Source organism: Sphingobium trunci, assembly GCF_022664535.1.
In the GTDB taxonomy this organism is placed as follows: domain Bacteria; phylum Pseudomonadota; class Alphaproteobacteria; order Sphingomonadales; family Sphingomonadaceae; genus Sphingobium.
This window is the reverse complement of record NZ_JAKUJY010000037.1, coordinates 1-23,746: the sequence shown is the minus strand read 5'-3', so window position 1 is coordinate 23,746 and position 23,746 is coordinate 1. Positions and strand designations below refer to the sequence as shown.

General features: G+C 56.0%; 22 protein-coding genes. 9 read left to right on the top strand and 13 right to left on the bottom strand.

Features of this window, described 5'->3' with window-relative positions; all coding sequences use genetic code 11:
* Positions 1–928: 928 nt before the first annotated feature.
* Genes MJ601_RS20465 through MJ601_RS20445 form a run of 5 tightly spaced genes read right to left on the bottom strand, consistent with a single transcriptional unit; the run spans position 929 to position 6,133 of the window.
* Entirely contained in the window at positions 929–1,441 is a 513-nt protein-coding gene (locus tag MJ601_RS20465; protein ID WP_242130244.1) for a serine O-acetyltransferase, read from the bottom strand.
* Positions 1,438–2,607, bottom strand: a complete 1,170-nt coding sequence (locus MJ601_RS20460; protein ID WP_242130243.1) for a glycosyltransferase — start codon at positions 2,605–2,607, stop codon at positions 1,438–1,440. The genes MJ601_RS20465 and MJ601_RS20460 overlap by 4 nt, the downstream gene beginning before the upstream one ends.
* A complete protein-coding gene (locus MJ601_RS20455; RefSeq protein ID WP_242130242.1) occupies positions 2,604–3,923 on the bottom strand; it encodes a lipopolysaccharide biosynthesis protein in 1,320 nt (439 codons plus the stop codon). The genes MJ601_RS20460 and MJ601_RS20455 overlap by 4 nt, the downstream gene beginning before the upstream one ends.
* Before the next feature lie 39 nt (positions 3,924–3,962).
* Positions 3,963–4,967 (bottom strand): NAD-dependent epimerase/dehydratase family protein, encoded by a 1,005-nt coding sequence (locus MJ601_RS20450; protein WP_242130241.1) that lies wholly within the window; start codon positions 4,965–4,967, stop codon positions 3,963–3,965.
* Complete coding sequence (locus MJ601_RS20445) at positions 4,967–6,133, bottom strand: nucleotide sugar dehydrogenase (RefSeq protein ID WP_242130240.1); 1,167 nt, start codon at positions 6,131–6,133, stop codon at positions 4,967–4,969. The genes MJ601_RS20450 and MJ601_RS20445 overlap by 1 nt, the downstream gene beginning before the upstream one ends.
* 278 nt (positions 6,134–6,411) lie before the next feature.
* Here MJ601_RS20445 and MJ601_RS20440 point away from each other — a divergent pair, with 278 nt between their 5' ends.
* Positions 6,412–7,608 (top strand): glycosyltransferase, encoded by a 1,197-nt coding sequence (locus tag MJ601_RS20440; protein WP_242130239.1) that lies wholly within the window; start codon positions 6,412–6,414, stop codon positions 7,606–7,608.
* Positions 7,609–7,655: 47 nt separating this feature from the next.
* Here MJ601_RS20440 and MJ601_RS20435 read toward each other — a convergent pair whose 3' ends face one another.
* The 3 genes from MJ601_RS20435 to MJ601_RS20425 all read right to left on the bottom strand — a co-directional run bounded on the left by MJ601_RS20435 (position 7,656) and on the right by MJ601_RS20425 (position 10,656).
* A complete protein-coding gene (locus tag MJ601_RS20435; RefSeq protein WP_242130238.1) occupies positions 7,656–8,246 on the bottom strand; it encodes a helix-turn-helix domain-containing protein in 591 nt (196 codons plus the stop codon).
* Positions 8,247–8,263: 17 nt separating this feature from the next.
* Positions 8,264–9,175, bottom strand: a complete 912-nt coding sequence (locus MJ601_RS20430; RefSeq protein WP_242130231.1) for a UTP--glucose-1-phosphate uridylyltransferase — start codon at positions 9,173–9,175, stop codon at positions 8,264–8,266.
* Between the two features lie 107 nt (positions 9,176–9,282).
* Positions 9,283–10,656, bottom strand: a complete 1,374-nt coding sequence (locus MJ601_RS20425) for an exopolysaccharide biosynthesis polyprenyl glycosylphosphotransferase (RefSeq protein ID WP_242130229.1) — start codon at positions 10,654–10,656, stop codon at positions 9,283–9,285.
* A 236-nt stretch (positions 10,657–10,892) separates the two neighbouring features.
* On the opposite strand from MJ601_RS20425, the gene MJ601_RS20420 reads away from it, so the two are divergent.
* The 3 genes from MJ601_RS20420 (at position 10,893) to MJ601_RS22060 (ending at position 14,451) form a co-directional block, all read left to right on the top strand.
* The gene (locus tag MJ601_RS20420) at positions 10,893–12,098 is read left to right on the top strand and encodes an acyltransferase family protein (protein ID WP_242130218.1); all 1,206 of its coding nucleotides are present in this window, start codon (positions 10,893–10,895) and stop codon (positions 12,096–12,098) included.
* A 102-nt stretch (positions 12,099–12,200) separates the two neighbouring features.
* Complete coding sequence (locus MJ601_RS20415) at positions 12,201–12,911, top strand: metallophosphoesterase (protein ID WP_242130217.1); 711 nt, start codon at positions 12,201–12,203, stop codon at positions 12,909–12,911.
* 229 nt (positions 12,912–13,140) lie between these two features.
* The gene (locus MJ601_RS22060; protein WP_242130215.1) at positions 13,141–14,451 is read left to right on the top strand and encodes an EAL domain-containing protein; all 1,311 of its coding nucleotides are present in this window, start codon (positions 13,141–13,143) and stop codon (positions 14,449–14,451) included.
* A gap of 415 nt (positions 14,452–14,866) precedes the next feature.
* Here the strand turns inward: MJ601_RS22060 and MJ601_RS20405 are convergent, their stop codons facing one another.
* The 5 genes from MJ601_RS20405 to MJ601_RS20390 form a co-directional block, all read right to left on the bottom strand.
* Entirely contained in the window at positions 14,867–15,163 is a 297-nt protein-coding gene (locus MJ601_RS20405; RefSeq protein WP_242130213.1) for a hypothetical protein, read from the bottom strand.
* The gene (tnpC, locus tag MJ601_RS20400; protein ID WP_242130211.1) at positions 15,163–16,773 is read right to left on the bottom strand and encodes an IS66 family transposase; all 1,611 of its coding nucleotides are present in this window, start codon (positions 16,771–16,773) and stop codon (positions 15,163–15,165) included. Before tnpC ends, MJ601_RS20405 begins: the two co-directional genes overlap by 1 nt.
* Positions 16,774–16,835: 62 nt before the next feature.
* Positions 16,836–17,162: an IS66 family insertion sequence element accessory protein TnpB gene (tnpB, locus tag MJ601_RS20395; protein ID WP_348635608.1), complete on the bottom strand. Its 327-nt coding sequence runs from the start codon at positions 17,160–17,162 to the stop codon at positions 16,836–16,838.
* A gap of 254 nt (positions 17,163–17,416) precedes the next feature.
* Positions 17,417–17,554: a transposase gene (locus MJ601_RS22150; protein ID WP_491572940.1), complete on the bottom strand. Its 138-nt coding sequence runs from the start codon at positions 17,552–17,554 to the stop codon at positions 17,417–17,419.
* A 468-nt stretch (positions 17,555–18,022) separates the two neighbouring features.
* Positions 18,023–18,541, bottom strand: a complete 519-nt coding sequence (locus MJ601_RS20390; protein ID WP_242130199.1) for a Ros/MucR family transcriptional regulator — start codon at positions 18,539–18,541, stop codon at positions 18,023–18,025.
* A 1,240-nt stretch (positions 18,542–19,781) separates the two neighbouring features.
* Between MJ601_RS20390 and MJ601_RS20385 the strand changes: the two genes are divergently transcribed.
* The 5 genes from MJ601_RS20385 to MJ601_RS20360 form a co-directional block, all read left to right on the top strand.
* The gene (locus MJ601_RS20385) at positions 19,782–20,918 is read left to right on the top strand and encodes an acyltransferase family protein (protein WP_242130197.1); all 1,137 of its coding nucleotides are present in this window, start codon (positions 19,782–19,784) and stop codon (positions 20,916–20,918) included.
* Between the two features lie 490 nt (positions 20,919–21,408).
* Positions 21,409–22,290, top strand: a complete 882-nt coding sequence (locus tag MJ601_RS20375) for a hypothetical protein (RefSeq protein WP_242130195.1) — start codon at positions 21,409–21,411, stop codon at positions 22,288–22,290.
* Positions 22,291–22,464: 174 nt separating this feature from the next.
* Positions 22,465–22,638: a helix-turn-helix domain-containing protein gene (locus MJ601_RS20370; protein WP_242130193.1), complete on the top strand. Its 174-nt coding sequence runs from the start codon at positions 22,465–22,467 to the stop codon at positions 22,636–22,638.
* Between the two features lie 110 nt (positions 22,639–22,748).
* Positions 22,749–23,495 carry a hypothetical protein gene (locus tag MJ601_RS20365; protein WP_242130191.1) on the top strand — a complete coding sequence of 249 codons (747 nt, stop codon included), beginning with the start codon at positions 22,749–22,751 and terminating at the stop codon, positions 23,493–23,495.
* Positions 23,492–23,746: hypothetical protein (locus MJ601_RS20360; RefSeq protein WP_242130189.1), on the top strand; the 255-nt coding region annotated here is incomplete at its 3' end. The genes MJ601_RS20365 and MJ601_RS20360, both read left to right, overlap by 4 nt.

The window sequence follows — 23,746 nt, the reverse complement described above, 5'->3', positions numbered from 1 at the left end:
TCCCGCCGAAGCAGGCCCAGCAGACCGAAGGCGATGAAGGCGAATGTGCCTGCCACGACCAGAGCCTTTTTGGGGATCGCCCTTGCCTTTAGGGCGTAGATCACGATCACGGAGAGCAGCAGAATAATCAGGCTGCTGCGGGATCCGTCCACGAGCCAATAGGGTGGGATGAGACAAAGGCCCAATATCGCCAACGGCAGGGGCAGGCGGCGGCCAGGGGTAGCGGCGACCCACAGCATCAGTGCGATCACCGCCGTCTTCACAGGCGTAGAAAAAACGCCCAGCCCGGAAAGCGTTTCATAGCGGCCCTTGTAAAAGGAGAGGATCTGCTGCTCCACGCCGCCACGGGCCATAATGAAGACGAATCCCCCTAGGATCGCCAGCATCAGATAGCAGGCGGAGGCGATGGGGATGAACCGGTCGATATCCTGCTTGCGGCTAGCGCCCATCCTGCCCTTGGACCTGAGCAGCATGAAACCGGCATAGGTGAAGATGAGGAAGATCGAGCAGACGATATCCAGCTTGATGTTCAGATTGGCATATTGTTCTCCGCCGACGCCCCACAGAAATATGGAATAGCTGGTGCTGGCGGCTAGGAATTGCCGGTCTGCCGCCAGAAAGGGCAGGAAGAGATGCGCCGGATCGAAGACGACTGAAAAGGCCGCGTCATAGAGCGCAGGAAACGCCAGCGGATGGAAGATGCCCACGCGACGCATGAACAAGATCGGGAAAAAAAGCGTGCCCTGGTACAGGGCGTTGCTCAGAGCGCGTAGCCAAATCAGTGAGGCACCCGTATCCATGACATAGGCGTTCACCGGCGGGGTGACGATCCGGTAAACCAGCACATAGACCATGATGGCGATCCATAGCGGCCGGGAGGGCCTAATCGTCACCGCCTCGAAAAAATTAGGCGCTGCGTTGGTCCTGCTCATGCCGTCTTCTCCTGTCCGTGCGGCGCTTCTGCCAGATTTCGCCTGTCAATGGCCAACGCGGTGGGAGGCGCCACTACTGATCCGTCCGGCAGGTCGAAGGACACCACTTGGTTGGCGCCGATGCGCGCGAATTTCCCGATTCGGACAGGACCGATGACGACGGCCCCCGGATAGAGCACCACATTGCCACCGATGACCGGATAGCGGGGATCGTTCCGGCTGCGGCGGCCGATCGTCACATGCTGGTAGATGGTCGCGTTCTCTCCGATGGAGCAACTCTCGCCTATGACGATTCCGACCGGATGCGGGAGCATGAGGCCTTGGCCGATGGTGGCATTATGCGAGACATAGATGCCGAAGCGCTTGGCCAGCTTATGGCCATAATAGCGGGCAACCAGTTGCCAGAACAGCCCGCGCCGCGCGCCTGCGCGCGTCGTGGCGTAGATCCAGCGGACGGATACAGCCTGAGCATAATGGCGGCGGACAAATGCGCGGACATGGCGTTTCATGACGACCGGCCTCCGGCGAGTTGGGCGAGCGCTTGCAGGGATCGGTGCCGCGCGGACAGGATGGTTTCCTTGGTGAATCCTTGCCCGATCTTCACATTGGCCTGCGCCTCCTCCGCCAGTTGCGACTTGGGCGTGCCGAGGACTTCTAGGATGATGCGGGACAGCGCCTCGTCATCACCCGGCTTGTGCAGGCGGTCGGGCTTCAGCAGTTCCGGTGTGCCGCCAGCTGTGGAGCCGATGACAATACGCCCGCGGCTCAACGCCTCGATAACGGCACGGGGCAGACCTTCCTGGTAGCTGGGCTGCAGATAGAGGTCGAGGCCGTCAAGCCAACGGGCGATCGGCTCGCCCGGAGGCAGGGTGCCCTCGAAGGAAACCTCCTGCTCCAGCCCCAGTGCGTCCCGGTTGCGCAGGAAAGGCGTCGCGTCCCCTTCTCCCACCACGCGATAGCGGAAGCGCAAATCGGGATCGGTCCGCTTGAGCCGTTGCAGGGCGCGCATCGCTACGTCGATTCCCTTCAGCCGGCTATGCAGCGCGCCGATGGTGCCGATTTGCACGATATCGGAGAATCCGTTGAACGGGCCATTCAGCTGGACGGTGGGCAGCTCCACATTGGACGCCACGAATTGCGCGCCGGATGTTGGATAGCGCCCCTGCAGGAACGTCCGGGTGACATAGCGTGCGGCAGGGGCGCGCTTAATCACATACCGGTTACGCAGCGCGAAAAGCGGCGCATAGGCGCGGGCTACCTTCGAACCGTGGAACCATAGCGCATCCCAAGGGCAGGCGACGACCTCCACCAGATAGGGCTTACCATAGTGCCGCGCCGCCGCGCAGGCCAGTAGCGCCGTTTCGGACGGGAGGCGGGCGATCACAACATCCGCCTTAGCTACGGCTCCATAGACTGCCGCTCGCGTCTCCCCCATGCCGCGAAGGCGGGCGATGCCGCGCCGCGCCTCTAGCAGCTTGAAGTCCACGCGCGGTCCCTCCGACGATAGCTGGTGGGTCGTGTCGTCCAGAGGTCTTGCGCGGCTGATCACCGTTAATCGGGAAAAGACGTCAAGATAGCTCTGCCACGCGGAATAGGGAAATTTGCCGCCGATCGTGAATACCTCCAGATTACGGGAGATGCCGAAAATATGGTCGACCGCGAAGAGAGCTCTCATTTCCCCATATCCGTTAAAGAGGGACTCGGATTGCTACTGCCGTTCACATCCCTGCCCATCCGTATGAAGGATCGGATGAAGACGGAGAAGACGATCATCTCTACCGCCACACGCGCCGAGGCAATGCCGATGCCCCCGTCATTAGGAGCCAGAAGCGTGGAAAGCAGGATATAGGCCACGGTGGAGGCGATGAAAACAGCGGCGCAGAACCCCTCCTTCTTGAAGGTAGTAAAACCAGCCTGCACCAGCACACGCGAGCACGCCGCGAAGGGAACCATCGCCATCTGGACCGCGAAGACTGGATAGCCGGCGGCCAGCTTAGCGCCGAACATCAGCGTGAAGATAAACTGCGACAGGGCTATGGTGACGATAGCAGTGAACAGATAGAGGCCGCCGACAATCCCGGTGAATTTCCTGATCTCCCGGTAGGCCGCCACCGGATCACCCGCCATCGTCCGGGAGATCCTGGGCAGCAAGACGCGAGTGATCGGCACCGTGCTGTTGATGGCAGCGGTCGTCAGCTTCTCCCCGGCCGAAAAATACACAACCTGAAGCGGGTCCGACCAGATGGCCAGCGCCACCACGCTCCAGCGGTTCGTCAGCGACGGGAAACCGGTGAAAAAGAAGAAGCGGAGCGACTGGGCCAGTGACGCGAACAACGAGCGGACGGGGACGGGGTGGAGGCCATAGCTCCTGACCGCTTGGACATGACCATAGGCGGCGATCAGGAATAAGGGGATCGCGAATATCCAGACCGCCAGCAGCGCATGGCCCGGGCCACGGACGAAGGAAAGAATCAGCCCGAAGGTTGCCAGCGAGCAGCAAAGGTCGAGCGCAGCGAGCGCTTTCGATCGCTCCATGGCGATATAGTACCAAGAGGCCGAATAACCGTAGACCAGCGCGATCGCCAATGCCGCGAAATAAGATGACCGGTCGGGCAGCAAGTCGACATAATGGCAGATGATAGCAAGGCCCGCTGCGGCGGCCAGGAACATGATGCCTCTGCCAAGGCATAGTTCGAACACGACCCCCGCTGTGGCCTTCCTGTCGCCGCTCGCGAGTTCCCGGACTGACATCAGGCCATAGCCGAACTCCACGAACACACTGCACATCAGGCCGACGGCCATGACCGTGGAAAATTCACCGAACGCCTGCACGCCAAGGGTGCGGGTAAGGAAGGGGTAGATGAACAAGGGAGCCGCATAGCGCAATATCTGAGAGATGGACGCGAATGCGAGGTTAGAGCCCAGCCTTGCCATAGTTCCTCGTTCACCTGCGGCGGGCAGCCGCCGCCCTAAGGCATGGTCGGCATTCATCGCGGCGAGCCCTCCCTTCGCTTCATCCCCGTTGGGCGATCAGACCTGATAATAGTCCCGGTACCAGGCGACGAACTTCCGCACGCCCTCCCGAACCGAGGTGGCCGGTGCGTAGTCCGTCAGCGACTTCAACAAGCCCGCCTCCGCCCAGGTCGCCGGCACGTCGCCGGGCTGCATGGGCAAGAGGTTGCGATGCGCGGTCCGCTCCGTCGCCTCCTCTATGGCAGCGATGAAATCGGTGAGTTGGACGGCCTGCGAATTGCCGATGTTGACGATGCGCCAAGGCGCCACGGGCGACTTGCTGTCATGGTCCCCGACGCCTCCGTTCTCGCCGGGCGGCACGTCCACCAGCAGGCGGATTCCCTCGACCAGATCGTCGATATAGGTGAAATCGCGCTTCATATCGCCATGATTGTAGACATCAATCGGCTCGCCGCGAAGGATTGCTTTGGTGAATTTGAACAACGCCATGTCCGGCCGGCCCCAAGGACCGTAGACCGTGAAGAAGCGAAACACGGTAGTGCGTAGGCCGAACAGATGCGCATAGCTGTGAGCCATCGCCTCGGTCGATTTCTTCGTGGCTGCGTAGAAGCTCAATTGGTGATCGGCCTTGTCGGTTTCCCGATAGGGCATCTCCTCATTGGCGCCATAGACGGAGGAGGTAGAGGCGAGGAGAAGATGTTCGGGAGGATGCGTCCTCGCCGCCTCGAGCAATTCGAAGGTGCCGACGATGTTGCTTTCGAGATAGCTTCGCGGATTTTCGATCGAATAGCGGACGCCCGCCTGCGCCGCCAGATGGATGACGATATCCGGCTTCTCCTGCTGGAACAAAGTCATTAATAGGCAAGGGCTTTCCACAGCGTCGTTGACGATCCTGAAATTCGGATTTTGGAGGAGATGCGACTGGCGCCGTCGCTTGAGTGTCACGTCATAATAATCGGAGAGATTGTCGACACCCACGACGCGGAAACCAGCGGCGAGCAGACGACGCACGAGATGATATCCGATGAACCCGGATGATCCTGTCACAAGAACGGTACGCATCAATCAACTCCGTAAAGATCGCGGGTGAAGACTTTACCCTCCACATCGCGCAGATTGTCCGATCTGCGATTGGCGATGATGATGGAGCTTCTCGATTTGAATTCATCTAAGTCCCTAATCACGAGCGACCCAAAAAATTCCTCCTCCCTAAGCGAGGGCTCGAAAATGACGAGTTCGATCCCCTTGGCCTTGATCCGCTTCATGATGCCCTGGATGGCGCTCTGACGGAAATTGTCGGAACTTGCCTTCATGACCAGGCGATATATCCCGACGGTCTTGGGATTTCTGGCGATGATATGGTCAGCAAGGAAATCCTTCCTGGTGCGGTTCGCGTCCACGATCGCAGTGATCATATTCTGCGGCACCTCACTGTAATTAGCGAGAAGCTGCTTCGTATCCTTGGGCAGGCAATAGCCTCCGTAGCCGAAGGATGGATTATTATAATGACTGCCCACGCGGGGGTCGAGGCAGATGCCTTCAATAATCTGCCGACTTTCCAGCCCGCGATGGAGCGCATAACTATCCAGCTCATTGAAGAAGGCCACCCGCATCGCCAGATAGGTGTTCGCAAACAGCTTGATCGCCTCCGCCTCCGACGAATTAGTGAGCAATATCTCGACATCCTTGTCGATCGCCCCCTGGCGCAGCAGTTCCGCGAATTCCAGTCCCCTGCGCGACTTTCCCCCGACAACGATCCGTGAGGGGTGCAGATTGTCGTGGAGCGCGTGACCCTCCCGCAGGAATTCAGGCGAAAAGAGAATGTTGTCTGTCGAGAAGAGAAGGCACATGCTCTGCGTGAAGCCCACCGGGATCGTTGACTTAATAACGATCACAGCGTTGGGATTGATCTCCCTGACTCTGGCGATCACCTCCTCCACGCTGGATGTGTCGAAATAATTGGTGACAGAATCGTAATTTGTCGGCGTAGCGATGACGATATAATCGGCATCGCGGCTCGCCCACACCAGATCGGTCGTGGCGGAGAGGTCCAGATGCCTGTTCTGTAAATAATGGTCTAGATCGGCATCGGCGATCGGACAACGCCGCTGGTTCACCGCATCGACGCGATCCTGCGAGATGTCCACGGCGACGATCTGATTTTGCTGGGCCAGCAGCACGGCATTCGAAAGTCCGACATACCCTAGCCCGACTACCGCAACCTTCATGCGAATCCCTTCGATTTTTTCGATTCAATGTCCGATACTTTATGTTTCTTGAAGCTCAAAGCCTTATGTTCGGATTTCTGCGCACGTTTGGAGCATTCGTGTCCAAAAGCGCTAGCAGGTCGTTATTTCACGATCTCGATCCTACGGACCAATCCCATCGAATCCGGAACATTTGCAGCATTCGATCATAAGATATGAATTGATTCTTTGGACGACTGTTTACGAATCAATTACGATCACTTAGACCCCTCTTCCGGTTTCTATGCTCAGGGGGTAATATGAAGATCGTTCATATCATCACGAGGTTCATCCGCGGCGGAGCCGATGAGAATACGCTCTACTCCTGCAATGGGCAGGCGGCTCTAGGTCACGACGTATATCTTCTTTATGGAAGGGAAAATCATGTCGACATCCTGAACAGGCTGCATCCTGACGTGAAGCCGATCTGCGTGCAATCACTGGTCCGCCAGATCAGCCCACTCAATGACTTCCGCGCTTTGCTGGATATTCACTTTCATTTGAGCAGGATCAGCCCGGATATCGTCCATACCCATACCAGCAAGGCCGGCTTCGTGGGACGTGTCGCAGCGAAGACATCGCGGTCACCGATCATCATCCATGGCGTCCACATCCTACCGTTCCTGAACGTGAAGCCGCTTCAGAAACTAGCCTATCTCGCCTGCGAGAAGATACTCTCACCCCTGACAGACGCGTTCGTCGATGTCAGCGCCGGAATGAAGAAGGAATGCCTAGCCAAGCAGATCGGAAAGGACAATAATCACTTCGTCATTCCCAGTGGGATGGATGTTAATCTTTTCCGAAATGCTAAGCCCATCACTCTCACGGAGTTGAAGAACGCCGCACCGGAGCCAGTTATGGGATGGGCCAATGCGAGGCTGATTCTGATGGTCGCCGCCTTTGAAGAACGCAAGAGACAACTGGAGTTTCTGGAAGTCTTCGTCAGGATTGTGCGAGCCAATCCCGAGGCCTGCCTCGTGCTGGCCGGTTCGGGGCCGTTGGAAAGCGCGATTGCTACGAAGATCGAGACGCTTGGGCTGACAGGACATGTACGGATCATAGGCTTTCGTTCCGACATCGCGCGTTGGATCAAGACCGCACAATTTTGTATATTATCATCGGAACGCGAAGGACTTCCGAGAGTCGTCGTACAATATGCGCTGGGGGGGAAACCCATTATCGCCACTGACCTTCCTGGCATCGACTTTATCGTCCAGAACAATGTTACCGGATACAGGGTTAAGTCGGTCGCCGAGATGGAAGCACCTATCCATCACCTGCTGAATGACAGCGGAGCCTCAATGCAGTTGGAAACAGGAATCAGCAATGTCGATCTCAGCCCCTGGAGTATTTCCCACATGAATGAAAAGCTGGAGGAGCTATATGTCAGCCTCTGGTCCCGTAAGATCGGCATTCGTCGGATGGATTTCCGGAATCCGGCTACCGCTCTGAAATAATAGGAAGGGGGGCGGCACTCGCCGGTCCGCCGGCGGTTCGCACAGGACTATACATTTCGGTCCGTCGCGAGCGCATTCATGATTTCAAACGCGGCGCTCCGAACGATGCGATAACTCTGGCGCCCGGTTTCGATACTCTCGCCAGCAAGCCCCCTTTCTTCTAGAGCGGAACGGAGTCGACAGACATATACGCGAATGACGCCCACATTCCTGGATTGGACCCCCGCCGCCTTCGCCAAGCCGGTGTGGGAAATAAACTGTCCCGGGTGGCGCAGTAGGCTGGTGAGCACCCCGGCGGCAACCCAGCCTTCGATATCGAAATAGTCCATAAGACACCGTCGGAGGTGATCGTCCGGATCAGTGGGACGCCCTCCCCCGAATAGGGTAAGCAGGGCAGTTTCCACATCGGCCTTGTCTTCATTCAGCGATAGCGGGGAACAACCCGACATCTCATTTCCCCGCTTAACCTGACTGAGCTTGGTGCGATCGGTTTCTTTTTTTGTTATTTCATTTATCAGCTTTCGTGTGACAGAGATGGAATCGGCGATCGATCTGAACGAATCTTCCAGCCGCCTCAAATCCTGATCAGATTCCCAAATGCGGCTTTTTGCCTCCTTGAATCCTCCAGATACCTTCATTCTACGTACCTCCGTCGCTAGACATCGTTCCTATCGGTCGGTACCAATTGTTCTTCCGTCAATTCATTGAACAGGAATTCACGAATGGATTGGCTGAGGTCATCTCTCTGCAGAGCCAGAGCAAGATTAGCTTCGATGTAGCCCACCTTGGAACCGCAATCAAAACGTCGCCCATTGAATGTAACGCCATGGAATGACTGCTTCCCGATCAAAGCAGCCATAGCGTCGGTCAGTTGAATCTCTCCGCCTGAGCCCCGTCCCTGCATTGCTAGGACTTCCATAATATCAGGCTGAAGAATATAGCGCCCCGGCATTATGAAGTTGGAAGGCGCTGCATCCGCTGCGGGCTTTTCGACCAGTCCCTTGACTTCCATAAGAGCGCCTTCCCGCTTCCCCGGATCTATGACGCCATAGCTGACGGTCTGCTCCATGGGTATTTCCAGAGCACAGACCAGATTGCCCCCCACCCGACCATAAGCCTCGACCATCTGCCTCATGCAGCCCTGTCCGGGTGCGCCCTTCATGAGTTCGTCGGGCAGCAGAACGGCAAATGGTTCATCCCCAACGGCGTCACGCGCGCACCATATCGCATGCCCAAGACCCAAAGGTTCCTGCTGCCGTATGAAGATCGCCTTGCCTGGCTCAAGAAGCGTGCCCTCCAGTGCCGTCAAGTCCTTGCCCCGCAGGCGCTGGAATGTTTCGCATTCGAATGCGACGTCAAAATAATCCTCAATTGCGCCCTTTCCACGGCCAGTCACGAAAATCATAGTTTCGATCCCCGCTTCCCAAGCTTCTTCAACCGCGTACTGGATCAAGGGCCGATCGACTACTGGAAGTAGTTCCTTGGGAACCGACTTCGTTGCAGGCAGGAAGCGGGTACCCAAACCGGCGACAGGGAAGACAGCTTTACGAATTGGTTTGTTTGACATGGAGACCTTTGTTTCCGGCTATGAAAGAGCACCAAGCGGCTGCGCGAGCGTATGTGGGATCGCCCGCACGGCGTGACGGCCGGAGCGGGCGATGAACGAAGTCTGTATCAAAAGGCGTTCCGGTGGATCATTACACCCATGGTCCTCAACAATATGGCCAAATCCATCCACAAGGACCATTTGTTCAAATATTCGAGGTCGGAGAGGAGGCGATCGGTCAAATCCTGCTCTCGGTGCGTCGCGCCCCGATGGCCGCGGACTTGCGCGAGGCCCGTAATGCCGGGTTTACAGGCATGGCGGTACCAATATCGTTGATCGACCTCCCAGAAGAGCCTGTCTCTCGCCTTGGAATAAAGCGCATGTGGCCTGGGCCCTACGACACTCATGTCCCCCAGCAGGACGTTGAAAAGTTGGGGCAGTTCATCGATGCTGGTGCGGCGCAGGAGATGACCGACCGCCGTGATCCGATCGTCGTCCCGGGTTGCGGAACGCGCCCCGTCAAGATCCGCCTGCTGTACCCGCATGCTCCTGAACTTGTAGATGTCAAATATGCGGTTCTGCCGCCCGAGGCGCGGTTGCTTGAACAGAACCGGGCCGGCACTCGACAGTTTCACGGCGATGGCAACGAGCAGGAGCAGGGGCAACAGGGCGATAATGGCGACAACGCTGAAAGCGATATCAAACGCCCGCTTGATGCTACGCTCGGTCATGTCGAACGGTCCCCTTGCCACCACCAGCGTCGGCTGATTCCCATATTCGCCGACGGCAACCACTGGCGCGCCAGCAAACTCTGCGGCGATCACCTCGGCATGAACATTCATCCCCTGAAGCATGTGCGCCCAGTCGCTTCGCCGTTCCGGCAAACAATGGATAACGACGCGATCCGCCTTGCCGATGTAGCGCGCCATTGCATGATATTCATGAGGCGACAGTTCATCCTTATTTGTGAAAGGAAGGGCTTGGCCAAAAATATGTGACTGATCGATCTCGTTGATATAAACCACGCTGTAGAGATCGCCATTCAGGACCCTTACCGCATAGCGGGTCATACAGGTCCGGCTGACCGCAAGAAACATGATGGAAAGACCCACGCTAAGACCGAATTGCGTGCGGGAAAAATGTTCGCTCGCCCCGACTGCATACAGCACGGTTAACAACAGTCCGGCTGCGCCGAGAATGGAAAGGAGCGAGCCCCTGACCGATATCACCGGGGAGAGCAGAGCCTCCCCCGCAAACGCCCTGAGCGCAAAGCCGGTCAAGCTATAAAGCAAAATTAGCGTCAGTGCCGGCATGAGGTCAGAAAGATGAATTCCTAGATTGCTCTGCCAAATGACCATCGCCAAGGTGCACGCGAAAACTAGAGCCAGCAGATCTGTCCCGAACAGAACAAGAATCAATTGCGCTCTTAGATAAGCCTTGGCGAGACTGCCACCCTCACCCGAAGGGATCTCTGCCGGATTAATTGTTGCGTGAACATTCATCTGCCTTCCCCACACCTGAGCGCCGCGCGATTCCATGCTGCAAGCGCGAACTGAAGGATCTACATGGACCGATTTATGACTATGTTGCAATCGCGAAGCAAGAGGAAGTTATGTCGTGGATGAAAACTGGCTGATTCTTGTCCGAATCCTACGGAATTGCCCGTTCAATCCGAAACCTCGATCTGACCTAATTTATTAGATTTGCAACTCTTTGCTTATGCCGAAAGCGATTCCCAATGAATGCTCATACTTACATGATTGATGTTGACCTCAGCAAACATCCGCTGCATTCAACCTTCATCCACAACAGACAGGCAGCTATGGGAAGCCCGCATATGCAGCAAAGCTCAGCCGCGGCCACTCGCAAGATCAATGCGCTTCAGGCGTTGAGAGCCTATGCGGCGATCAGCGTCATGCTCGGCCACGGGATACTGGAGTTCCACACGACCAAAGGCATGGTCATGCCTTTCAATGAATTTCCCCTGATCGCGGGCGTCGACATTTTCTTCGTGCTCAGCGGATTCGTGATGTACTATACATCTGAGGAGATGTTTGGCCGGCCCAAAGCAGTACTTGAGTTCTGGCGCAGAAGATTCATCCGTCTAGTTCCACTTTATTGGTTCTTCACAAGCCTCATGGTCGCCGTTCTTCTCTTTCTGGGCAATCATGTGAGATCGACGGAGTTCAATCTGTGGAACGTCATTTCTTCGTATCTCTTCATACCTAGTGAGCGACCGGGCGGTAGGATTGCGCCGGTTCTGTCGCTTGGCTGGACGTTGAACTATGAGGTATTCTTCTATTTCTCGTTCGGTCTTCTCCTCCTGTTCAACAAGAGAAATGGGTTGATATGCCTAATCCTTTCATACCTTTGCCTTATAGTCGTTTCCAGCCTGTATAATTTCAGTTCCGTGCCCGTCCGATTTTGGGGAAATTCCATCATATTTGAGTTCATTTTTGGAGTTTTACTTGGAACCCTAAGAGTTCGGGTCGACTTGCAAAAGAGTTTGTCCTTCTGCCTCGCAATCTTCTTACTAGGATTGATCATCCTGCTGCTGGGGTGCAATTTGGAGGTGCCGCGCTTCGTCAAGGGCGGCCTGCCGGCCGCGCTGATGGTCTATGCTGCCCTGGCGCTTCCCTTATCCGCCGACCGCAAAATTCCCGGCTGGATCATTCTTCTGGGAGACAGCTCATATGCATTATATCTCTGCCACAGGTTCGTCTTAAGAATTGTCACGATATTCTTTGTAGAGGTGACGGTCCCGGCAGGAGGCCAAATCTTTCTTTATGTCTTCATGACCTTGTCCGGATCGGTCATCCTATCAATAATGGTGCATAAGTTCATTGAACGTCCATTTCTTCAGCTCTTCTCTAGTAAGAAAAGACGCTATGGTAAGGTCAAATCCTCGATAATAGGCGATGCTTCCATAAATGCCCTGAATTGAGACGAACCATGTACTTCACTGCTATCTATATTGAGGATTTAGTTAATGCTTATAGACCGTATCATAGGGCGCTGGCAAAAGACGGAGAAGAGACTATCCTCGGTGGCCGCCAATAGCCGCGTATATGCCGTCGGTGACATTCACGGCCGCTGCGATCTACTTGATGAAATGCTGGAAAAGATCGCCAACGACAGCCACGCCTATTCCGGTGAATGCGAAGTTATCTTCCTGGGCGATTATATCAACCGAGGACCGGCATCGGCGCAGGCTCTGGACCGCCTTTCCTCCCTAGCCAGTACCTCATCCCGTTACCGCTTCCTGATGGGCAATCATGAGGAAATTTTCTTGCGCGTCCTGAATCGGGAGCATGACATGCTCAAGTTGTTCATTCACATGGGAGGGCGCCCCACCATTCTAAGTTACGGCATCAATGCCAGTACATATCGGACAGCGAATTACGAAGACCTTGAAACGATCATCATCAACCATGTGCCGCATGAACATATCGAGTTCATCGGCCGCTTAGAAAGCCAGGTGATCAGGGGCGATTATCTGTTCGTTCACGCCGGCGTCGATGTCAGCAAGGACATAGAGGCACAGGACCCACGCGTCACGCGATGGATCCGCAAAGGATTCACGCATTCGGAACAGCAATGTGAAAAGACCGTGGTTTACGGCCACACCGTCTACTGCGATGTCCACCAGCGCATTGGCCGGATCGGCATCGATACCGGCGCCTATGCCTCCGGAAAGTTGACAGCTATCGCCTTGGAGGGCAGCCGAAGATGGCTTCTGCAGACCGGTCTCAGGTGATCGTTCGGCCGATATTCGGAATCGCCCGTCGCTTGTTCCATCTGGTTCGCTCAGACCGATCCACGCCTTCCCGGAAAAACTTTTGCTTTGGCGGATGTTTTCTGGCGTAAAGAGCATAATAGTATTCATATAGCATTCGTTATGATTGGTGGATTGGTCAAAAAGACAGGGCCAATGCGATATATCGCGGCATCCGAACCTGCCCAGAAACCGGCTTTAGGAGGTATTGGTGGGGAAGCGAAATAAATGTCACAATGCCTTGATGGCCTCGGAAGCCTTGCCGGCGTCCCAGTTTGTCATGGTCACGGTGGCCAATCTGGCCGAAATCGAGTTCGCGTTTGGGGCTCAGGCACGGTATTGCGCATTCGAGAGGCTTTGCGACGTCGTCCATGATATCTTCGACGAGGATGAAATTCGTGAGGACGAGGCTACGGGACTGATTGAGATGATTGTCCGGCCGCATCCTGGACAAGGGCTGCACGGCGTAGATCCCATGATCAGTCAGCTCTGTGCCCATATATGTGCCAGTCCCATTCTTTCCCAAGCCGGCGCTTTTTTCGCGGTTCCGAGCGTCGGTACCGCTCCGCTCGCATCCAGCGGCGCGAATTTCGAAAGCGCGAGGGAACGAGCCTATAGTCGGGTCCGCTTCAGGCCTAATTCCTGTCATCTAATGGAGGGTGCCCAGTATCGACACGACATGGCAAAGGCTGTGTACCTTCTGGATAGCGTTGCGGGCGCGCAAGCAAGCCTGGTTTGGCAGCCGACAGTCGGTTCCGCGCCCGACGCGCCGATATTCTATTATGAAGGCCTGCTGAGGATTCATGATGGCGCCGGAAACTTGCGCAGCGCCGAACCAGAAATTCTGGCACTGGAACGGGTGGACCTGTCCCCGGAACTCGATCGTCGGCTCATGTCGGCGGCGCTCGACGAGCTTGAAGCGAATCCTACGCTTTGCCTGGGTATCAATATCTCCTCCGCAAGCGCATCCCTACATCGTTATGGCACAAATACGCTTTGGCGGGAATTACGCGAAAGGCTAAATCGGCGATCCGGCTTGGCCGGCCGCCTGGTGATAGAGATCACCGAAACGGCCCAATTTGTTTCACTGGAGGAGGCCCGGGAATTCATATCCGTGATGCAGGAACTTGGCTGCCTTGTTGCCGTAGATGATTTCGGCACAGGTGGGCGATCAATCTTCCAGTTGTCCGCGCTGGCGGCGGATATCGTCAAAATTGATAGCCGTTTCGTTCGCGATGCGTCGAACAGCGATGAAGGATATGGGAAATTTCTGGATCTTGTACGGCTCGGTACTTCGTTTGCCTCCGCCGTGATTGTGGAGGGCATAGAGACAGCCGATCAGGCAAGTCTTGCCCGGAATGCGGGCGCGGGTTGGTTGCAGGGCTATCAGTTCGGGCGGCCATCTGCTGGCCCTATGCTGCCCGTGGTCCGTGATGCCCGGATTATCGCGTCGAGATCATCGACCGCTGGGCCCGGCTCCGCTGAAGAAGCCGCGGCCATCCGCCCTGGGCGTCTCGATTGACGGCGCGTGAAGCGACGGACATTATGGCGAGCAATGAGATGGAACTGACTGGCTAGCTTTCCGCTACCATCGTTCATGACATTGGCAATCTCCTCTCCCTCATCATGGTGATCCTAAGCGGCGCGCTGCCATGCGATCCTTGCCCGGCTCAACCCAGGAAATGCGCAGAAGACGATGATCGCGGAAGAAAGGGTACAGCAGCAGTCCATAAGCCATCTCCATTTACACGCGGTGATTTCCTTCGGCGCGCCCCAGTAAAACTGCAATCACTGTCAAGATCTGGCGCTGCTCCTCGTGCCTTCCATCGGCGGGTGTATCTTTCCAACCGGATAAGTCGGCGCCGTTCGGGATAAGCCCGTCCCTACAGACAGGCAGCAACTCCTATTCACAATCTTTCTCGGTAACCGTCCGATTGTTACCGCGGTGGTTGGGCCTTGAAGCGAGTGGCGAGTTCGGGATCGTCAAGGAAGTCATCGAGGAAGCCGTGCCAGGTCTGGGTGGTGCGGCGTGCTTCTCGGAGCATATCTGACAGTTCGTCGATGCCATCGTCGGTGAGAGCCGTAATGGTCTCATCCGGGCCAGTGTAAACGCTGATGATGCTGCCGTATGTCAGATTGTCGTCGTTCCAGACGATGGCTTCCAACAGTTCCACGTCCTCACCGAGCATTTTGGCAGCATAGTCCAGCGTGCGCACGTGCGTGATCGTGGCCATCAGGCTACCTCTGCCAACGGCACCAAGGGCATCCATTTCCAAGGCAGCAATTCCTCGATCCGGTTGATCTTGTGATCATGGATACGGCCGAGCACGTCGGCGAGATAAGCCTGCGGATCGAGACCGTTCATCTTGGCACTTTCAATAAGCGTCATGGCCCGCGCCAGGGTTTCAGCGCCTGCTTCGGAGCCGGCGAAGAGCCAGTTGCGTCTTCCCAGACCAATAGGTCTCACGGCTCGCTCAGCGGCATTGTTATCGATGGCGACGCGCCCGTCTTCGATGAACAATAAGAAGGCCTGCCAGCGACTCAAGCCATACCTAATGGCGCTGGCCAGGTCGCCCTTGACGGGGATGCGGGTGAGTTGCTGCTCGGCCCAGGCGCGCAACGCCTCGAGTTTGGGTTTGCTATGCTCCTGGCGGACGGCGCGCCGAACATCGACAGGTTTCCCGGCGATTTCGCGTTCGATGTCGTACAACTGGCCGATGCGATCGAGGGCTTCTCGCGCTATCGGTGATTTGTTCGCTTTCCAGATGTCGTGGAAGTCACGCCGCCAATGGGCGAAGCAGGCAGCTTCCCGGAAGCGCGGTTCGCCGTCTGCGCCGGGCTCATAGAGCTTCGCATATCCCCTGTAGGCGTCGGCCTGGAGAATGCCGCTCGCATTGCAAAGGTGGTTTTGCACGTGCTCCGCCTTCCAGTTGGGGGCAAAGCGATAGACCACACCCGGCGGTGCCGGCCCGTTCCACGGGCGCTGATCGCAGACATAACCCCAGATCCTGCCTTGCTTCACGCCCTTACCGGGCCCCTTGGCCCGCCTTGTGTGATCCAGCACCTGGATCGGTGTATCATCGGCGTGGATGACGGTGCTGGCCAGGACCGATGCCTCAATACGCTCGATCAGGGGCTGCAGGGTTCGCATCGCCTTGCCGCACCAGTCAGCCAGCGTGCTGCGGGGAATGTCAGCGCCCATGCGGGTAAGGATTTCGTTCTGCCGGTACAGCGGCAAGTGATCGTCGAACTTTGAGACGAGCACGTAGGCAAGCAGGCTGCTTCCGGCCATGCTGCCGGGGATCGGGCGGCTCGGAGCCGGCACCTGCACCATTTTCTCACAGCAGCGGCAGGACTTCTTCGGCCGCGCTACCTCGATCACCTTCAGCCTGGCGGTAATCATTTCGATGATTTCGCTCACGTCCTCGCCGACGAGGCGTAACTCGCCCCCGCAATCGGGACAAGCGTTGCCCGGGTCGAGTTCTTTTCGCTCGCGCGGGATGTCAGGCGCAACACGCGGGCGCCGGGCCATGGCCCGTGCGCTGTCTACGTGCGCAGTGGCCTCATCCTCTTCGACATCACTCGGCAAGGCGACGTTTTGTGCCGCGGCGACCAGAATGTCCTCTAGCGCCAGTTCCAGCTGCTCGATCTCGCGTTCGATCTTTTCCGAGGACTTGCCGAAGGCCTGTTTCTTCAGTTTGGCAATGCGCAGACGCAGGGCCTGCACCACCAGATCATGTGCGCGGACCGTTGCCGCCAGCTTCGCGTTTTCCGCCTGCAAGTCGGCGATTATCGCCTTCAGCAAAGCTGGGTCTTCGGGAAGGTTTTGCGCCGCGCTCAGCATGAGCCTGCTTACCAGCCAGGGGCAGGAATATCCATGAAAACAGGTAGATTCAGGAACAAAAGTCAGCCCACATGAGCAGGCGGCGCGCCCCAATTTGGTCGCCTCCAGTCGATGCCTTCCCAGAGCATCGCGAGCTGGGCCGAGGTCAGCCGCGCCGTCCCGTCCGCCGCAGAGGGCCAAGGAAAACGGCCTCGTTGCAAGACCTTGTAGTACAGGCAAAATCCTTGCCCATCCCAGTACAGCAGCTTCACCCTGTCGCCGCGTCGCCCTCGAAAAGCGAACACCGCGCCGCTTGTCGGTTTCTGTCGCAGCACCGTCTGCGCCAGCTGACCAAGGCCAGAGATGCCTTTGCGCATATCAGTGACGCCGCAGGCCAGATAAACTCGCACGCCAGTTCCCGGGCCGATCACGCCGCCTCCACGCAGCGGATGAGCCGGGTCAGGGCGATGGCCTCAATGTCGCTTCCAAATCGCAAGGTCCGGCCTTGCGTCAGGCGGAGCTCCACCATGCACATCCCGCCTGGGGTAGTGCTGCGGCCAACGTTAGGGCTCCGAACGGCAGGCATCTCCACAGGCAGAAAGACTGGCTCCGGTGGGGCGAGCAAGAACCCGCGCTTCTTCAAATCATGTCGCCAAGTGTAAATCTACTGTCGCGTTACATCGTGGCGCCGGGCCACCTCTGCCAGCGTCGCACCATTGACGCCAACGGATCCGATGATCTCCAGCCTCTGCTGGTCCGTCCACCGGCGCCGTCGTTCCTGACCCAGTATCTCCGCCCTCATCGCAATCCCCGATCAAGAGACGTCGTTAGCGACGTCGCTATGACCGTCTCTTAAGAAATTATCGCACCATCAGGCAGGCGGTCCCAATCGGACGGTTACCTTTCTCGTTGCCAATGCAGCGATGCAAAGCGTTACGGTGGAAAGTTGGGCATGGACTACCACCTTCCACCGGTCACGGCCCATATGTGAGATTACGTCAGAGAGGTCCTGCAGCGACAATATGGCCGGGGCGAGGACGCCAGGACGAAGCAGCGCTTCAACGAACATCCATCGCTTCGAAAGATAGCTCGCAGGAGCGCTGCCGGCAGAGAATCGACCAATAGGAAGAGGCTCATCCGGAGCCCAAGGAGCGGGCGGGGGAGGAACAACTGATGGGACGGGTGGCGCTCCCGCCAGATGCCCCTCGCTGCATTAGGCCAGCCATTTTGAACACTTGCCCCAAAAATGGATCAACCCTTGCATTGAACATCAGTTGCTGGCGCCACGGCGACGCGAAGGCACCTTGGCAATGTTCCCCGAAACATCCTCCTCGACCTCCATCTCAGCTTTCGAGACAGCTCTCTTACCAGCCGCCTTAGGCCGCAGCCCCAAGCCAATCTTATGAGCCATTTCGCGGCGCTGATTTGTATAACTCGGCGCCGCCATCGGGTAATCGGGCGGCAACCCCCACTTAGCGCGATATTCTTCCGGACTCATCTGATACCGCGCCCGAAGATATCGCTTGAGCGTCTTCAGCTTTTTTCCGTCTTCCAAGCACACAATATATTCCGGCTTGATAGACGAGCGGATTGGCACGGCTGGTTCACGCTTCGTCTGCAGCTCTCCCACGGATTCTTCATGAGTAGCAAGGCTAGAAAGGGCGGAGTGCACGCTTTTAATCATGTCGCAAAGATCCGTGACCCCGACAGGGCTATTGGAAACATTGGCAGACACAATGTTAGCGGTTAGAGAAACAAGCGACTCTTTTTCATTTTCTGTATTTGACATACTCAAATTTTCCCCGAAGAATACAGCGAATCCCTACAGCGTCAATCTTAGCATTCCTTCATTAATATTACAACACTCGAGTTAACAGGCAGTTAACTGACACATGCACCGCAAAAAGTTATTCATTTCAGCGATTTGGATGCTGACGGATCGCCCACCAAGCCAATCGTTCTTACCTTGAATCACAAACGGCCTTACGAATGCTTGTTAAGATGGTGCATTATCACGGCCAAACCGATCGAGCCCAACTGGCAAGGAGAATTCTATCGGTGGGACCATGGCAATACGGGCCTCTCCTGGGGCACGATTTCAGGCGAATGCCGTGAATGTAGAATGAATACCTCAATCGAAAGATTGAGAAAGGCCGCAAATCATTGGAATCTCATCAGGATCAGTAGAAATCGAGGATCTAAATTGAAGAATGCAGCAAGCTCGATTCTATTACATTCGCAACAGCTAGCAAGCACATGGACGACATTTAAAGTTTGCGCTCTCCGCGCTTGCTCTCCAGAGAGCCGCGTCTTTTTCAAATGGCATCGGCATCTGCGACGGCGGGTTTCTGGTCTTTTGGCGGCTGTAGATTTGCCCTTTGCAGATCGTGATTCGAATTCGGAGTAGACGTCCTTTGCACAACGTTGCTGTACAGCAGATTAACATCTGCAAATATTAACTCCGCCATTGCTTGTTAATACATTAACAAAAGACGTCGGATAAATGGAAGTGAATACACCAATTGCTTTTTCGATCATATGATATCTTGAATTATATGTATCCAATCATTATAAATATGCCGACTCAGTCCCCGCACCCGACGCGACACCCTATGGCTGAGTTCCTGAAGCTGCTCGGGTCGCAGCACAGCATCAGGGTCCCGGCGCCCGTCGCTTTCAGCGGCATGACATGCAGGGTGCCGGGATACCCTGATGAAGATCTTGTTTCTCTGAGGTACCGTGCAGTTACCTCGGATCATCCCGGAGCCTTTTTGATATCGCACCCGTCGAAGGCTGCGGGATCGACATCGGTTCATGGTTCCTTGCCTCTTCAAGCCAGTTTGCTCGCCGGCACGCAGATCGCCCTTCGACGATCGCATCCACCCTTCTCGCAATCCGAAACAATAATCAAACCAAAACGCGCTTGATCTATATAGTATCGAGATCCATAATCGCCATCGAATACTCATGATTCCTGTATTGGAATTTTCGGGATATTGCACGGACGCAGCGCATGCGAGGGCCGAAATATGCTGTACACTGATGCGGAAGAATATCGACGCGCCATTCCGTCAGAGCGAAGTCGCTATGATTCCGTCCAATATCTGAGAGCTTTTGCGGCGCTGTTCGTTCTCCTCGGGCATAGCATGTCAGCTGTCACTGATTTGTGCTCGGATGGGAAATGTGCGTTCGTACGACCGAAATGGGCAACCGGCTCCGGCGTCGACCTGTTTTTTCTGATTTCCGGTTTCATCATGCTAATTTCAAGCAAAGATCTGTTTCAAAAGAGGGGATCGCGGACCACATTCATGAGCAGACGAATTATAAGAATCCTGCCATTATACTGGTTTGCTACAACTATGTTCGTTGTAATATCAGGTCTTGCCAGAAATGATGTAATAGATTTACGGCATATCGCTTCGAGCCTTCTATTCTATCCCTGGAATCCTCATGCGAATTTTAGCGGAATTACTCCAGTTCTATCTCTGGGATGGACGCTGAACTATGAGATGATGTTTTATATAATATTTTCCGCGTTTATTTATCTTCAAAGAACGCATGCCCTTTTCTGGATCACCTTTCTGCTGATATCGATAGCGACGTTGGGGCACTTTATTCCTCAAAATGCAATTTCCATATTTTTTTGGAGCCGCCCCATTATCCTAGAATTTGCAGCAGGCATGCTGCTTGCCGAACTGGCGATCAGGCGGAGAGTCAAGCTACCGTCGTGGGCAAGGCTCATACTCCTTGCTCCATTGATCTTGCTGCTATGGAATCCTTTGCCTGAACTGCGCCTTGCAAGGACACCCAATGAATTAACACGCGTGATTGTCTGGGGCGGCCCCATGTTTTGCCTTTTGTTAGCCGCAATATCTGGGCCGGTTCCCGTACCACGCATATTTGAAAGAGCTCTCAGCCGTCTTGGGGATTCCTCTTACAGTCTCTATCTGCTTCATCCTTTTTGCATAACAGCAACAATAATCCTATTCCAATTGTTTCACAAATATTACGGTACAAGCCTGTATCCTGTACCGGTATTGATTGCGGCAATAATACTCAGCTGCACTGTTGCGATCGCCTCTTATTCCTTTTTCGAGAAGCCGTTCGGAGCCTTTCTGAAAGACAGAATTGCTGTGCAACGACGACGGTCTGATCTACCGGTATAATTTCCGAATATAGAACCATCTCAGGCGCTCGAAGGATGTAAGCAGAGCATTCTTTAGTCTCTTACCAATATAGGCCTCGGCGGCAGGGGTCCGACCATATTCCTCGAAGACCTCGCTCAGCCCATGCCTGGCATCGCCCTGCCAGCCGAGATGAGCATATCTGAACCATTCAAGGCGGCGATAATTCCGATTCTTCATAAGCTATCTTCCTGTTCATGAGTGAATAGCTCGTCCGGCAACGTCGATGCTATAGGCAACCAAATTTTACCACAATCCGTTACGGCATTTATGTCGCATTTGTAATGTCGGTTCGATGCGATTGAGCGGGCGCTTGCACATATGGTCGTCGGCAGCGTGGGACGTATATACAATATATATACAACCAGTCCGCCTATTGGGACAAACGTGTTGAAATGGCGCAGTGGTGGAGTGACTATCTGGGATAATAGCGCAATAGCGGCAATGCACCAGTCCACCGATGAAGGGATAGATGATGGAGCGCAATGACGATGATCGCTCACTTCGGAGAATCACCTTGCGCATCCTGAATGAAAATGAAGATCAGGCACGCGATGAACTCGACAGTGTCATCCAAGCGGTTGAAGATCACATAGGACGGCAATCATCAGTCTATACTTGGTCCGTTCCGGTTATGCTTATAATTCCAGGATTATGCCTGATACTTTCCGTTTTCGCAGCGCTGGCATCCAAAGTGGTGGCCGATAGCCTTTTGAGCATAGCTATCGCAGCCTGCCTCGTCCCGCTGTTCATGGCGTGGCTCTGGCGCCGTTTCCAGTACGGGGGCGGCAGGCTTCGAAAGCCTCGAGACGCAATCTACGCGAACGCGAGCGGCGAGACGCGGGAAGCGCTTGAAAAACTTTTTGCCTATCTCCAGCGTGAAAGCGCACCAAGGGCCTACTACCGCAACTGGAGGGGCGCCCCGATCTATCTGGAGCGTCGTTATTTCTTCGGGAATTTGCGAGTCCTGCTTCTATCGGAATTTGCCGCCGTCCGAGCACTTTGTCTCGCGCCGGGCGGGAACCGGATTTCCGAGGCGATCAAGATCGAAAAAGACCCTGATGAGGTTATCAAGGAACTCGGCATCAAGCCCAAGCGTGCCGGCGGCCCGGGCCGGAACGCGAAATATGCCTATAGCGACGCTCTTATATCTCTGATCGGCGACGCACGATTCAACGCCCTAGACCTGAGCAACCGGGAAGTGACGATCAGCGCGATCAAGAAGTGGCTGTCGGAATGGTTTGAGGAACATGCCGACGAGTCCGGGGACATGCCACGCAGCGACCTTCTCACTCCCTACGCGGAAAAAATTTGCGCGCATTTGGAGAAAATTCTCCCTGCCAGGGGCCGTTAACCGATGGTCCGATTTTTCGGCTACGGCATAAAGATTTTCGGACGACGCCATCCATTTTCGTATCCGCACGTCATCGGCAATTTCCCATGGCTTTCCCATTGCTGGACGACGTTCAGACGAACGTCTGCAACCTGAGCCGTCTCTCGCCGCGAATCGGCAAACACGGAGACGCACATGGAACCGCTCGCCATTTCCATCAATGATACCTGCAAGGCTCTCGGCGTCGGCCGGTCATCGGTCTACGTCTTGATCAAATCTGGAGGCTTGGACGCCATCAAAATCGGCAGGCGAACCTTGCTGACAACCGAATCTATCCGGCGTTTGGCGCAATCACGATCCGTCGGCTGATTTACAGGCGCTAGAAGGCCCAGCCTGACTGATTGGCCGGCCGTTTTACGCCTGCGCTTCCCCTCTTTCCCAATGAACACCCGCCATCGTGATTTCACGAAAGGATACCCATGCCCATTTTCCATCGCACCTTGGATCGGCTTGCCGATTTCATCTGGCAGGGCCGCAAGGTCACTCTGCGTTTCACCGCCGACTACCGCATGGCCTGCGTCACCTTGCCGCTCATCAAGAAGCTGCTTGCCGACAGCGACGACGGCGAGACCTATCGTTGCTCCATCGCACATTGGCATTTGAACGAACGTCCGCCCCTCCATATCCACCGGGGCGAGGTTTCGACCGTGCGTATCGACGGCCCGTTGCAGAACGCGGGCACAAGCTACCTTCCACTTGGCGGATTGATCGAGTCTCCCGGCGTGACCGCGCACCTCGATCCCATCGAAGCCGACCGGCTCGACAGATGGGTGCAGGAAGCGGTCGAACGGGCCATTCGTGACTGGATCATCGAGCATGGCCTTTACGACCAGCCCCGCCCCCGCCGAGAGATCGACCGGCGCAGGGCTGACCGCGCGGTCGTCGCCCGATGGGTGACAAAGCAGTTCGGAGAGCCGGAGCCGGTGCAGCCGTTCGATAGCCGGAACATGCCTGAGCCGGACGCCAATGGGATAGTGTTGTGGGGCTGCGATGCTACGCATCGAGCCAGCAATTCAGGTACACACCTCACGCACGGGTGCATCCAGCATTTCAGCGGGTTTGACGGGATGCGGATAGCATCTCGCCAAACGCGGCTTGGCCAAAACAGCGCAAATCCGCCATTTCACGCGATGGCGAATAGCATCTCGGCTGGAGCGGTGCGATGAGCGCCCGTGCCCAGACCGTGCGGCTCTCTCCCGCCCAGCACCGCGCCCTTGCCGGCTTCGCCAAACAACGCGGATTGAGCGAATATGCCATGCTCGCCCGCGTCGTGGACACGGGGCTGGCCGCTCTCGTCCAGGGGACGGGCAGCGCAATCGACACCCGCGAGATCGTGACCGAACTGGCATCGGTCGGCACGCGCATCGTCGACATGGAGCGGATGCTGGATCGCGCGCTGTTCACCGCCTGCGCCGCC

Excerpts from the sequence above, each read along its gene's own strand:
- MJ601_RS20365 (WP_242130191.1), top strand. The coding sequence starts at position 22,749 with ATGCCCATTTTCCATCGCACCTTGGATCGGCTTGCCGATTTCATCTGG.
- MJ601_RS20435 (WP_242130238.1), bottom strand. The coding sequence starts at position 8,246 with ATGAAGGTATCTGGAGGATTCAAGGAGGCAAAAAGCCGCATTTGGGAA.
- MJ601_RS20420 (WP_242130218.1), top strand. The coding sequence starts at position 10,893 with ATGAATGCTCATACTTACATGATTGATGTTGACCTCAGCAAACATCCG.
- MJ601_RS20445 (WP_242130240.1), bottom strand. The coding sequence starts at position 6,133 with ATGAAGGTTGCGGTAGTCGGGCTAGGGTATGTCGGACTTTCGAATGCC.
- MJ601_RS20455 (WP_242130242.1), bottom strand. The coding sequence starts at position 3,923 with ATGAATGCCGACCATGCCTTAGGGCGGCGGCTGCCCGCCGCAGGTGAA.
- MJ601_RS20460 (WP_242130243.1), bottom strand. The coding sequence starts at position 2,607 with ATGAGAGCTCTCTTCGCGGTCGACCATATTTTCGGCATCTCCCGTAAT.
- tnpC (WP_242130211.1), bottom strand. The coding sequence starts at position 16,773 with ATGCTGAGCGCGGCGCAAAACCTTCCCGAAGACCCAGCTTTGCTGAAG.
- MJ601_RS20390 (WP_242130199.1), bottom strand. The coding sequence starts at position 18,541 with ATGTCAAATACAGAAAATGAAAAAGAGTCGCTTGTTTCTCTAACCGCT.
- MJ601_RS20465 (WP_242130244.1), bottom strand. The coding sequence starts at position 1,441 with ATGAAACGCCATGTCCGCGCATTTGTCCGCCGCCATTATGCTCAGGCT.
- MJ601_RS20430 (WP_242130231.1), bottom strand. The coding sequence starts at position 9,175 with ATGTCAAACAAACCAATTCGTAAAGCTGTCTTCCCTGTCGCCGGTTTG.
- MJ601_RS20450 (WP_242130241.1), bottom strand. The coding sequence starts at position 4,967 with ATGCGTACCGTTCTTGTGACAGGATCATCCGGGTTCATCGGATATCAT.
- MJ601_RS20370 (WP_242130193.1), top strand. The coding sequence starts at position 22,465 with ATGGAACCGCTCGCCATTTCCATCAATGATACCTGCAAGGCTCTCGGC.
- MJ601_RS20405 (WP_242130213.1), bottom strand. The coding sequence starts at position 15,163 with ATGGCCACGATCACGCACGTGCGCACGCTGGACTATGCTGCCAAAATG.
- MJ601_RS20385 (WP_242130197.1), top strand. The coding sequence starts at position 19,782 with ATGCTGTACACTGATGCGGAAGAATATCGACGCGCCATTCCGTCAGAG.
- MJ601_RS20375 (WP_242130195.1), top strand. The coding sequence starts at position 21,409 with ATGATGGAGCGCAATGACGATGATCGCTCACTTCGGAGAATCACCTTG.
- MJ601_RS20425 (WP_242130229.1), bottom strand. The coding sequence starts at position 10,656 with ATGAATGTTCACGCAACAATTAATCCGGCAGAGATCCCTTCGGGTGAG.
- MJ601_RS20440 (WP_242130239.1), top strand. The coding sequence starts at position 6,412 with ATGAAGATCGTTCATATCATCACGAGGTTCATCCGCGGCGGAGCCGAT.
- MJ601_RS22150 (WP_491572940.1), bottom strand. The coding sequence starts at position 17,554 with ATGAGGGCGGAGATACTGGGTCAGGAACGACGGCGCCGGTGGACGGAC.